Here is an 11,550-nt window from a genome sequence, read left to right as displayed (position 1 = left end):
ACATGTGGCTAATAGGGCATGCACAATCGCCGAATTTAGAAACCTTGAATTCGATAGGTTGGTGCTATTGATTGTGATAGGTGTCCATATTGATGCTAGATAAGTGTATCTAGCATCTTTTGGTTTTAGGCAATTTTAACGCAGCATTTTAACTTGTATTGGTTCTTAATATGAAACGTGTCAATGGCATTGAGAAAGTAGAAAATGCGCCTCGCTATTACAGATATATGCCGCTTACAATTGACGTAATGGTGGCTTTAGCTTCTGGGAAAATATACATGTCAGATCCTATGAGTTTAAACGACCCTTTCGATGTAACTCCGAAGTTTTCTAATAAGGGTGCACTCTCCAAATCAAAAAAAATAATCGAACTTGGAAATAGTTTGTTTGGAGAGAAATATAAGGAATTACTCAGTGAGATAAGTTATAGCGTCCAAGGTTATCTTTATGAAGATGATGAGAATATTGATGAAAAGGAGCTGTTTGCCAAACTTTTAGCGAATAGGATATGGAGAGAAGTTAAAGAAAGACAAACTACAAAGAGCATTGTTTGTTTATCTGATAAATGGAGAGAACCTCTTCTATGGTCTCACTATGCAGACTCACATAAAGGAATTTGTGTTGAATATGCTTGGCTAGGAAACAATCAGTTCATGAAGGGTGTTTCATACTCAGACGATATTGAGCATATAGATATTGACCTACTTTATAGAATTTTTATAGAGGGGTCAGATAGTGATCTAGGTAAGTTGATAGATAGGTACTATTTCACAAAGAGTAAGGCCTGGGCATATGAAAATGAGTATCGAGTTATTAGCGAAACCGAACCCAATACACTACAAGACTTGCCGCTTGTTCCTATTAAAATAATTTTTGGGTTGAGAACAAATAACGTACTCAAGGATTATTTATATAGGATGTTTTCTGATTATAGCAATGACTTTCCTGTTGATTTTTACAGTTTAACCCAAATTCAAGGTTACTCATTTGATAAAGAACTTTATCAGTCTGATGAGAGTAGCTATATCCCATTTTGGCCTAGAGAGCCTAGCGTGCTTCAAGCAATGCACTTTGATAATAATAGAGCGTCGGATATCGAATCTGACTTTTTATGAACTAATGGGGCAGCCTTCATTGAGGGTAGCAACGCAGATTCATGAGACACCCACGTTTAGTGACTATCAAAGCCTTTTTCCTGATAGCTTTGTTTAATGGTTTTGAGAAGGGTGTCTCAGTTTAATCCTCAACGCTCAGCGCCAAACACCTGAGTCCAATACCGTTGATAATCGGCTGCCTCATTGTCCGCCCTACTCACGCCAAAATGTTCGAATTGGTCATTCATGATGTTTTTGCAGTGGCCTTCGCTTGCTAGCCAGCCTTCCATCACGTCTGTCACCGTCCGCTGCCCGGCGGCGATGTTCTCGCCGATCGTGCTCCAGTCATAATCAGTCGCGTTAACCCGGTCTTTAAGTTTTAGGCCATCAGAGCCCGTATGGCTGTGGAAGTTATTGGTGGCCATGTCTTGGCTGTGTCGCTCTGCGGCTGTGTTCAGGTCACACTGGTAGTTCAGGGCAGGCGCGGCAGGGAAGTCGGTATCGCCACAGGTTCGCGGGTTGGCACGAGCGGCGTTTACCTGGTCCAGCATGTCGGCCTGGTAGGCATCGACTTCGCAGCCGTTCAGTGTTTGACGGGAACCGTTCGTGTCGGAGCCTTCAGGCTGACAGCCCGCCAAGGCTGTGATTAGGAGAAGGGCAGTGGGGGCGCGGAGTGCGCTTTTAGCCATGGTAGCGTCCGGGTTCGGTAACAAGGAGTGTGCAGTATGCCACAAGCTAGGCAGGCTTAACGTTTAGCGAGCCCCAGGCTACAACACAAGGCCGCACCTGCTACAGTGATTCTCTATTCGCTCAACTATCCGGAGATTCGACATGACCGACACCCATCGCCGCCGGTTCCTGATCGGCCTGGCTGCATCCGGGCCACTGTTGCTGCCGGCACCCTTGCTGCGTGCGGCAGGGCATTTCGTTCTCACTCCGCCCCAATCTGCCGGCCCATTCTACCCGGATGAGCTGCCGCTCGACCGCGACAATGACCTGACTGTGGTTAATGATGGTGAGCAGGCGAAGGGCGTTATTTGCAACGTCTATGGCCGCATACTCGACCGCAGCGGTTCACCCGTGCCCCGGGCGCGAGTCGAGATATGGCAATGCGACGCCAACGGCCGCTACCATCACCAGGGCGACCCTAATAACGCGATCCAGGACCCGAACTTCCAGGGCTTCGGCACAACAACGACCGATGCTAACGGTCGCTACCGTTTCCGCACCATCAAGCCGGTTCCGTACCCGGGCCGAACACCGCACATTCACTTCATGGTGAAGGGTGAGGCGTTCGAGGACCTGACCACTCAGCTTTATATTGCTGGGCACCCTCAGAATTCCAAAGACACGCTCTATCGGAACGTGGGGAGCCCAGAATTGCGGCAGTTGGTGGAAGCCGACTTTGTCGCTCCAGCTCCAGCTCTGCAGAGTTGGAGGCAGAATGGGACATTGTGGTAGGAAGCTAGGTGGGGCACTGGTGACGACATGCCCACGTTAGACAACTATCAAGCAATGGGTTAGATGGCTTTTCACCAATTAACTTGGTGTGTGTGTCCCGCTAGCGCTGACAGCCAGACAACGTGTGTGCTCTATCGCGTGGCAGCCACTTGCGCTGGCAATAATGCCCCTACAAGGTAACCCGATTTCTGCATAGCTACTTCGGTGCTTGCAAACGTCACCTGCAGGTGTGCCAGCTCCCGTGAGAACGCACTGAGATCAGACCGCTTATCCCGCTTATTCTGACACCCAAGTTAGGCGGCTTCCCGCAAAGGCTCTGATCATTAAGGCTTCCTGACCATGACAATGCCCATCCAGAGAAATCAGAGGATTCCGGTAATACTTAATAGGTCTCTCAACACAGGTTTAGTGGAGAAAAGTGTGGCATAGATCATCTCTGCCGTAGCGGGATTCGAGGGGCTTTAGATTGCCAGTGGCTTATGTGAGCTGATGGCGATCATGCCCCTGCGCAACAACACCGCCAGCCAGAAGTAGCCAAACAGCGTAGCCATTGCCATGGCAGGCGGAGACACCTGCTGGAAGTCTTCAGGTGGGTGTTTCAGCTACGTCTTGAAGTAGAGGTCATGTCATTTGGGTAATCCTTGCGAGTCCCTTTGTAATAAATATGTCGACTATTTTTACAGTTAACCAACTCTACTATTTATTGACTCTATTTTTCACCCTAAAATCAATCGCTTAACTTCTAGGTACAATTATTGCTTGAATGATTAAGTAGGTATTGGTATCACCAACCCGAAATTCTAGAGGAGCGTTAATGGGCAAATTTGCAGATATAAAAAATCATATTTGCCAATCAAGAACTTGATATTTTCAGTGATCCCCAGCGTCATATTTGTGAATTTCAGAATACTAAAATTTAAAATTATTTATATTAGAAAATTTGATTTTAATGCGGTAAATATAAATGCTTGATCGACTAGGAGGTTGTTCATATGAATAGAAAAGCAGTCAGATATACTTTTTGTTTTCTTACGTTTTCTCTGTTGGGCGGATGTGCCTCCTTTTTCACTACACACTTTGACACGACCCGGCTAAGTAATCTGACTACATTAAAAGCAATGCACATCATATTTCTGGACAACTGGACAGTAGGTTCTGGCAATGCTTGGGATGAGAGTAAAGTAAGTGAAGCATGTGAAAGTGGGGGCACCCGTTTTCGTGAGGCACATGAATATGCAAAAAGTACGGACTTGGAAGATGGAACTGCCGAGAAGGCTGTCAGTTTGGTTTGGAGACAATTTGAAGGTGACTGTGACGCCTTGTTAGAAGATGAAGAGCTATTTTCTAGTGAGTTTTCTAGTAACCTTAAACTAATCGTCGAAGGGAACTACAATAAGGCCATTGAAGGGGAGAAGTCTCGTATAGGTTATGATTAATACTTAGGAGGGGGTATGTCGAAACTAGACGAATTCATCCAGGAAACAGGTGATACCGCTAAAGATCTATTAAAGAAAGAGGTCAAAAGTTTAGTTGAAGATATGAGGTCAGACTCGAAAGATTTTTTGAAAGAGACTGGCGATCTTATTGAAGGATGGCTCATCAGGAGAGCAAAAGGAGAGCTCAGTAATACAGAGCTGGAGCGCTTGATAGAAGCTCGCAAGTATGAAGCCGAACAGTATCTTAATACAAAAGATATTCAAGCCCGTGCAAGAGTGGAGCGCTTAGCTGATAGATTAATTGACCTCATAACCAATAGTGCAATTGATGTTATTTTTTAGAATGATTTAGTCGTAGACTGTAAGAGGTTGATTACCTCCGAGGAAGGGACATGAAAATACTTATTATGACTATAGTTCTTTTGCTTAGTTTTTCTGCTGAAGCAGAAAGTATAGAGAGAGGGGCGATTCCGTTTGAAGCGGAAGGTACTGTGATCACCACGTCTCCAGTAAGAGAGGCGCCGCCCCACGGGTTGTTTAATCTTTTTGTTGGACAGCAGATAGAAAGTACAAGACAAAACTCTACAGTCAAAATAATTGGAAAGAAAACGTATGGAGGATTTTCCGGTACTAACGTTTGGTATCAAGTAGAAAGCGTCAACGATTTAACGGCAACAGAGGATAGGCCGCTTTGGATATACGGAGGGGTTGAGGGAGAAGCCCAGCAAATACAGATAAATAGAACAGAGTAAGGTGGTCGACATGGAGTTAAATTTAGGCGTTTCCGTCATTCAGTTAGCCAATACCCAAGCGTTAGCGTTATTTTGGGCTGTTGCAGTAACTGTTTCCTTTAACTTAGCTTACTGGCTTTTTCTAAAAGATCGGGGCGAAACTGTTGTTACAACTGCTCGTATATGGGCAACAGTAATTATCGGAACTCTAATTGTAGTGGGAACTTATGCCGACGTTCTTTCAGGGAAGGCATTTGAAATGAAAGACTGTCTACTATTGGCATTGATAGCAGCGCATGGGTGGATGGCTGAAGACATGGTTCATAAATTTATGAAAAAGGCGACGGGGTAGTCGCGCCTGAAATTAAAGGAGCGCGAATGTAGAATGTCAAATATCCTAAAGGGGACGGAGATTCTGCATGAAAACGTCCTGTTTTACGGATAGCCAGATCATGGGCATCCTGAAACAAGCCGAGAGTGGTGTGCCAGTACCTGAACTTTGCCGAGAGCATGGTAAGAGCAGTGCCAGCGTCTACAAATGGCGCGCCAAATTCGGTTGTATGGACGCCTCTATGGTCAAACGCATGAAAGAGCTCGAGAAGGCCTATCTGGACTGTCAGCATAGTAGGTAGCAGGAAAAAATCCAACCAAAGTACTTAGAAGTCTAGGAGCGAGCTGTACGAAGTTGGAAGTAAGCCGGGAAAGATACTGATTAGTAGGATTCATGTGACACCCGCGCTTAGGGACTATCAAAGTCTTGCGCCTGATAGCTTTGATTAATAGCTTTGAGATGGGTGTCTCAGTTTACTCCTCAACGCTCAGCGCCAAACACCTGAGTCCAATACCGTTGGAAATCGGCTGCCTCATTGTCCGCTCTGCTCACGCCAAAATGTTCGAATTGGTCATTCATGATGTTTTTGCAGTGGCCTTCGCTTTCTAGCCAGGCTTCCATCACGTTTGTCACCGTCCGCTGCCCGGCGGCGATGTTCTCGCCGATCGTGCTCCAGTCATAATCAGTCGCGTTAACCCGGTCTTTAAGTTTTAGGCCATCAGAGCCCGTGTGGCTGTGGAAGTTGTTGGTGGCCATGTCCTGGCTGTGTCGTTCTGCGGCTGTGTTCAGGTCACACTGGTAGTTCAGGGCAGGTGCGGCAGGGAAGTCGGTATCGCCACAGGTTCGCGGGGTGGCACGAGCGGCGTTTACCTGGTCCAGCATGTCGGCCTGGTAGGCATCGACTTCACAGCCGTTCAGTGTTTGACGGGAACCGTTTGTATCGGAGCCATCGGGCTGACAGCCCACCAAGGCTGTGACTAGGGTAAGGGCAGTGAGGGCGCGGAGTACGCTTTTAGCCATGGTAGTGTCCGGTTTCGGTAATAAGGAGTGTGCAGTATGCCACAAGCAAGGAGCCTGTCGGACTTAGGGGGATCGAAGCGAGGGAGTGGTATAGCGAGACCAAATGTTTGCAAATTTCGAGTGCATAGTGGGCCTATGCGCTCTAAATTTGCGGATATTTGGGCCGCTATCCCGCTTCCGCAGCCGATTCATCCTAAGTCCGACAGGCTCCTAAGCACGCTTAACGTTTTTGAAACATCCACTTTAGAGGGCGAACGTTTACGTGACACCCACCTCAGTTAACGTTTAGTGAGCCCCGGGCTACAACACAGGGCCGCACCTGCTACATTGATTCTCTAGTCGCCCAATTGTCCGGAGAATCGACATGACCGAAACCCATCGCCGCCGGTTCCTGATCGGCCTGGCTGCATCCGGGCCGCTGTTGCTGCCGGCACCCTTGCTGCGTGCGGCAGGGCATTTCGTTCTCACTCCGCTCCAATCTGCCGGCCCATTCTACCCGGATGAGCTGCCGCTCGACCGCGACAATGACCTGACTGTGGTTAATGATGGTGAGCAGGCGAAGGGCGTTATTTGCAACGTCTATGGCCGCATACTCGACAACAGCGGTTCACCCGTGCCCCAGGCGCGGGTCGAGATCTGGCAATGCGACGCCAACGGCCGCTACCATCACCAGGGCGATCCCAATAACGCGATCCAGGACCCGAATTTCCAGGGCTTCGGCACAACAACGACCGACGCCGACGGTCGCTACCGTTTCCGCACCATCAAGCCGGTTCCGTACCCGGGCCGAACACCGCACATTCACTTCATGGTGAAGGGCGAGGCGTTCGAGGACCTGACCACTCAGCTTTATATTGCTGGGCACCCTCAGAATTCTACAGACAGGCTCTATCGGAACGTGGGGAGCCCAGAGTTGCGGCAGTTGGTGGAAGTCGAATTTGTCGCTTCCAGCTCCACCTCTGCGGAGTTGGAGGCAGAATGGGACATTGTGGTAGGAATCTAGGGGCCTTGGTGACATACCCACGTTAGTTAACTACCAAGCGACGGGTTAGACCGCTTTTCACCAATTAACTTGGTGTGCGTGTCCCGGCAGCGCTGGTATTCGCAAGCGGCTAAATCAGGCGGGGGTGGCGCGCTGGTTGGGGCCGGCCTGTTGGCTTCAACGATACAACGCAGCTAGGGAGCCTCTGAACATGAGGTTAAACAACCGGTGAATCCAATGGCGTTTACAGTAGCGTTCTTATGGAACCAGTGGCGATGGAGAGCACTTCAGTGAGGTGTCTGGTAGCGTGCTATAAGACCCTACTTAACGGTTGACCGGAGCGCTTTGTCGAGGCATTCCGGTTTTACAGCGACCATGATGGATTACCTGAAGCAGAAAGGAAGCTATGCAGACCACCCTCGCCATCGCCGCTTGTCTGGCTGTAATAACAGGGGTTGTTCATTCCGTGCTGATTGGCACTCGCGGTCGTCACCCCGGATGGGTTGCTTTATCAATGGTTGCCGCCCTCACCTGGGTTGCCGCTGGTTCGGTATTTGCCTGATGCTAGTTGAGGTACTAGGGTAATTGTCCACTGGGTGGCTCATTCGAGATAAGCATGGGTCACCGAGTGACAGACACCGCTTTTGCCCACAAGGAGAAACCGATGAACGCTAAACGTCACGGTTTAACAGTCGGTATTGAGCGGGTCAGCGACCGGTTTTTCTTGTCGTTAAAGGCCCGGGGAACGTTGACCCACGCCGACTATGAAACCATAACCCCGATGATTGATTCCGCACTGGCGGAAGTGAAAAACCCGAAAGTGAGCATGTTGATCGACGGTACCGAGTTGGAAGGCTGGGAAGTCAGAGCCGCTTGGGATGACTTTAAACTGGGCTTGAAACACGGCAATGAGTTTCAGAAAATCGCGATCTATGGCAATAAAGAATGGCAGCAGACTGTCTCAAAAATGGCCAGCTGGTTTGTGTCGGGTGAGGTTGCATTCTTCGAAGATGAAAGTGCAGCCATTGCCTGGCTTAATGAGTAACCGAGCAACCAAAACTGGTTAGGAAGACTTGGATCAAGCGACTGACCCCCGGAGGATTACAATGAAAACGATGACCTGCAAAGAACTGGGCGGCGCCTGTGATATGGCGTTCCAGGCGAACACCTTTGAAGAAATGGCCGAGCTAAGCCAGCAGCACGGTATGGAAATGCATCGGCAACAAGACCCGGCGCATCTTCAGGCCATGCAGGAAATGCAAGCCTTAATGAAGGACCCGGCAGAGATGAACGCCTGGTTTGAATCGAAGCGCAAGGCCTTTGAGGCTTTGCCTGAGTAGAATCAGCCGCAGCAAATAGAAAGCAGTGAGGTGAACACTGTGAGACACTGTTGAGGCACCCAAATTGTACGGCTATTAAGAACGAGTTTTTGATGGTTTTCATTAATGATTCAGGGGTGGGTATCCCGGCAGCAGTGTTATAAGGTCCCAAGGTCGTCATTTGCCATGGTTTTTTTACTACTTAGTGCAATTGCCGTCTATATCTCCGTTGTGTAGTGGACCAGGCCGGGAGGCCAGGCTGCCTCCCGACTAAGCCGGATTCAGATCGAATGTCAGGCTGTGGTAGTCACCCTCCCAACACTTCAAGCCTCGCCATTAACCGGGCCAGCTCTTCCTGCCATTGCTTCTGACGTTCGGGTTTCTGAAATTTCGGTTTTCGGGCTTGATCATCGGCCAGTTTCTGTTCCAGTTCGATAATCCGTTCCAGTAACCGGTCCGGATCATCCATTTGCGAATCCGGTTTTGTATGGCGAGGTGTATCAGCATCAGTGCCGTTTTGTGGTGACCCAACAGGATCGTGTGAGCCAAAGACGTCATCGTATTGGCCGAGGTCATGAATTTCGATCAACTGCCCACGATGAATCCACCAGAATCGGGTCGCCACCCGCTCAATGAATCGGCGATCGTGTGAGGTAAACAACAGCGACAACCCGGGTTGCCTGAGGTTGGCTTCGAGTTCTTCTTTTCCCTGCAGGTCAATGTGGTTGGTGGGTTCATCCATGATCAGCAGGTTGGGCTGGTCCAGTTGAAAGGTCATTAGCAGCAGGCGGGCTTTCTCGCCCCCACTGAGAATCCGTACCGACCGACTGTGATCCAGGTAGGGAAACCCCCAATGGATGAGCGACTGACGAATATCATCGTCACCGGCGCTCGTTTGCTCACGAACCCAATCCTGAATGGACTGATCCGATTCGAACCGTTCGAGTTCCTGGTCGAAATAACCAAGTCGCACATTGGGGTTGAATCGGGTCGTCGATTGTTGATCCGATGGACGTTGATGCGTTTCAATCAGGCGGCGAATGGCGCTGGATTTACCGGCGCCATTGACGCCCAGCAGCGCAATTCGGTCGCCTGGCCGAAACAGTAGCTCCTCGACATGAAACAGTTCTGCTCCATCCGGAGCTGTCACCTTTTCGTTTTCCAGTATGAACAGTTGACGTGCTTTCAGCAGTTCGGCATCGATGTTGAGTGACAGGCCAGACCCAGTGGTAACAAAGGTCTTTTCGGACTCAAGCCGATCAATCCGCTTTTCCATGGTTTTGGCTTTTCGGGCCAGATCTTCGTTGTCATAGACTTTTCCCCAGTGCGCCAGGCGTTTTGCACTGCGCTGGAGTTTGTCGATCTGCTGCTCCTCTGCCTTACGGGCTTTCTCGGCGGCTTCATCCTGTTCCGCCAGCCGCGTTTTGGCAGCGGTGTAGCTGTCGTTGAAGCTGTAGATACGCTCATCTCGCAGCCAGAGTGTCCGCTGTGTGACGCTGTCGAGCAGGTCCCGATCATGCGATATCATGATGAAGCCTGGCACGTCTGGTTTCTGTAGGTAGCGCTTCAGATGCCACATTGCTGTGCTGTCCATGTGGTTACCGGGTTCGTCGAGCAACAGCAGTTCCGGTTCCAGCAAGACGGCACGGGCAAACAGTGCCAGGTTTTTCTGCCCACCACTGAGACTCGCCATGGGCAATGCCCATTGCGACTCGTTAAAACCCAGTTCGGTCAGAATATTTTCAACGCGGTAACCTTCGGAAAGCTGCCTGGCTGCCGGCAATACGTCTATGACCGCATCGTGCAGTGGTATGGGGTTCAATTCAGGCGGCAAAAATTGCTCAACCCGACCGATGACCAGCCCGCGCTGAACCTGGACCCGTCCATCATCTGGTTCCAGATCACCCGCCATCAAGGCCAGCAGTGTGGATTTGCCGGAGCCATTATGGCCAACAAGACCAATACGGTCTCCAGTTTCTATGGAAACGGATAGCTGACTGAATAGAGATTTGGTGCCTGCCTGATAGGAGACATCGAATAAGGAAATTAAAGACATAGCTCACCTGCGTGCAATTCAATACGAAGCACAGATGAACACTGATCGGCGTTGGAAAGGTCAGCGCATTCTGTGCGTTAAACGGCCAGAATCGCTTTGCGTGGGTCTCCAAGGTGGTATGCGTAACTTAATACGCACATAACTGCAGCGGACTGCATGCGGAGCTCCTTTTGTTGGTGAGTGACCGATTCAGTTTACTCGGACTTCGGCCGGATGCCAATTTAGGTCTTCCATGGCTCTATATGGGCCGCCTGATTCTTCGGGTGTAGTTATGGGTGTCTAAAGATCATGCTGTAACAAACCCTGGGGGAGTTGTTCAGAGGCTCCCTAGCTGACAATTGAGCTGCGGGTGTCGCCCTGGTAGGTTTTATAAAATGCCCGAACCCCCTCCATCATCAGCATTCGATACTCATCCGGGCTCTCCGAATGCCCCGATTTCTCCATCAGGTCTTGATGCTGCTTCGACAAACTCAGTTTTGGGTACAAGCCACTGACAAAGGCAAGATGTGTCACTAAAAACCGACTGGCACCTTCAGCGGATGCAAACAGATTTTTCTGCAATAGCTGATCGATAATCTCTGACAATTGCTCGTTTAATCGCTGTTTGAACACAAGCAGGCGCTCTGCCGAGGCTTTTTGCTCAAACACGCCAGCCAGTAATTCATAGAAACGCATCATTCTCGGATTGCCAAGCACAATGGGCATCCATTGATCGACAAAGGTCTCTGGGGTGATGTCGGAGCGCTCCATCAGCCCGGTAACATGGGTTACCCAGCTATCCATGTCTCTCGACATTAATGTCAGAAACACATCCTCCCGTGTTGGAAAATACCGATATAGGTTGGACCGGGTAAAGCCCGCTGCTTTGGCAATTTTCGCCAACGTAATGTCATCGTAACGAAAGCAGTCAAACAGGTCGGAGGCGGCCTGCAGAATCTGTGCTTCACGTTGCTCGATCTGGTCATCCTGGCGCGCTCGCTGCCAGCCACTGCATGTTTTCATAGTTCTGAAAGGTCCCGGTCACAGGGTCGTTATCATACGGTTTGTGGGTCGAAAGTCATTTTTTGATATAAAAGACAGAGCGTCTCTTGAATAAAGACACTGTGTCTCTTATTATCAG

The 11,550-nt window shown here is 49.6% G+C and carries 13 protein-coding genes and 1 pseudogene; 10 read left to right on the top strand and 4 right to left on the bottom strand.

Features of this window, described 5'->3' with window-relative positions:
- Window positions 1-170 precede the first annotated feature (170 nt).
- Entirely contained in the window at window positions 171-1,115 is a 945-nt protein-coding gene (locus EP166_RS14390; RefSeq protein WP_127558289.1) for a DUF2971 domain-containing protein, read from the top strand.
- A gap of 128 nt (window positions 1,116-1,243) precedes the next feature.
- On the opposite strand, the gene EP166_RS14385 is transcribed toward EP166_RS14390, so the two are convergent.
- Window positions 1,244-1,783 carry a CAP domain-containing protein gene (locus tag EP166_RS14385; protein WP_220432593.1) on the bottom strand — a complete coding sequence of 180 codons (540 nt, stop codon included), beginning with the start codon at window positions 1,781-1,783 and terminating at the stop codon, window positions 1,244-1,246.
- A 142-nt stretch (window positions 1,784-1,925) separates the two neighbouring features.
- Here EP166_RS14385 and EP166_RS14380 point away from each other — a divergent pair, with 142 nt between their 5' ends.
- From EP166_RS14380 to EP166_RS14355, 6 genes and pseudogenes are all read left to right on the top strand, one after another.
- Window positions 1,926-2,555 (top strand): dioxygenase family protein, encoded by a 630-nt coding sequence (locus EP166_RS14380; RefSeq protein WP_127558287.1) that lies wholly within the window; start codon window positions 1,926-1,928, stop codon window positions 2,553-2,555.
- A 992-nt stretch (window positions 2,556-3,547) separates the two neighbouring features.
- A complete protein-coding gene (locus EP166_RS14375) occupies window positions 3,548-3,991 on the top strand; it encodes a hypothetical protein (protein WP_127558285.1) in 444 nt (147 codons plus the stop codon).
- A gap of 15 nt (window positions 3,992-4,006) precedes the next feature.
- Window positions 4,007-4,333 (top strand): hypothetical protein, encoded by a 327-nt coding sequence (locus EP166_RS14370; protein WP_127558283.1) that lies wholly within the window; start codon window positions 4,007-4,009, stop codon window positions 4,331-4,333.
- Between the two features lie 50 nt (window positions 4,334-4,383).
- Window positions 4,384-4,743, top strand: a complete 360-nt coding sequence (locus EP166_RS14365; protein ID WP_127558281.1) for a hypothetical protein — start codon at window positions 4,384-4,386, stop codon at window positions 4,741-4,743.
- A gap of 10 nt (window positions 4,744-4,753) precedes the next feature.
- The gene (locus EP166_RS14360; protein ID WP_127558279.1) at window positions 4,754-5,074 is read left to right on the top strand and encodes a hypothetical protein; all 321 of its coding nucleotides are present in this window, start codon (window positions 4,754-4,756) and stop codon (window positions 5,072-5,074) included.
- Window positions 5,075-5,141: 67 nt separating this feature from the next.
- Window positions 5,142-5,321, top strand: a pseudogene (locus EP166_RS14355) (transposase); the annotation flags it as partial.
- A 212-nt stretch (window positions 5,322-5,533) separates the two neighbouring features.
- Here EP166_RS14355 and EP166_RS14350 read toward each other — a convergent pair.
- Entirely contained in the window at window positions 5,534-6,073 is a 540-nt protein-coding gene (locus tag EP166_RS14350; protein ID WP_220432592.1) for a CAP domain-containing protein, read from the bottom strand.
- Window positions 6,074-6,437: 364 nt separating this feature from the next.
- On the opposite strand from EP166_RS14350, the gene EP166_RS14345 reads away from it, so the two are divergent.
- The 3 genes from EP166_RS14345 (at window position 6,438) to EP166_RS14335 (ending at window position 8,395) form a co-directional block, all read left to right on the top strand.
- A complete protein-coding gene (locus EP166_RS14345; RefSeq protein ID WP_127558277.1) occupies window positions 6,438-7,076 on the top strand; it encodes a dioxygenase family protein in 639 nt (212 codons plus the stop codon).
- Window positions 7,077-7,719: 643 nt separating this feature from the next.
- Window positions 7,720-8,100 carry a SpoIIAA family protein gene (locus EP166_RS14340; protein ID WP_127558275.1) on the top strand — a complete coding sequence of 127 codons (381 nt, stop codon included), beginning with the start codon at window positions 7,720-7,722 and terminating at the stop codon, window positions 8,098-8,100.
- A 61-nt stretch (window positions 8,101-8,161) separates the two neighbouring features.
- Complete coding sequence (locus EP166_RS14335; protein ID WP_127558273.1) at window positions 8,162-8,395, top strand: DUF1059 domain-containing protein; 234 nt, start codon at window positions 8,162-8,164, stop codon at window positions 8,393-8,395.
- Between the two features lie 286 nt (window positions 8,396-8,681).
- Here the strand turns inward: EP166_RS14335 and EP166_RS14330 are convergent, their stop codons facing one another.
- Together EP166_RS14330 and EP166_RS14325 are read right to left on the bottom strand one after the other, a co-directional pair.
- Complete coding sequence (locus EP166_RS14330; protein ID WP_127558271.1) at window positions 8,682-10,430, bottom strand: ABC-F family ATP-binding cassette domain-containing protein; 1,749 nt, start codon at window positions 10,428-10,430, stop codon at window positions 8,682-8,684.
- A gap of 327 nt (window positions 10,431-10,757) precedes the next feature.
- Window positions 10,758-11,432, bottom strand: a complete 675-nt coding sequence (locus EP166_RS14325) for a TetR/AcrR family transcriptional regulator (RefSeq protein WP_127558269.1) — start codon at window positions 11,430-11,432, stop codon at window positions 10,758-10,760.
- Window positions 11,433-11,550: the final 118 nt, after the last annotated feature.

The sequence above is a fragment of the Saccharospirillum alexandrii genome, from assembly GCF_004000275.1.
Classification (GTDB): domain Bacteria; phylum Pseudomonadota; class Gammaproteobacteria; order Pseudomonadales; family Natronospirillaceae; genus Saccharospirillum; species Saccharospirillum alexandrii.
Note: the sequence above shows the minus strand (reverse complement) of the source record. Positions and strands in the feature narration are given on the sequence as shown.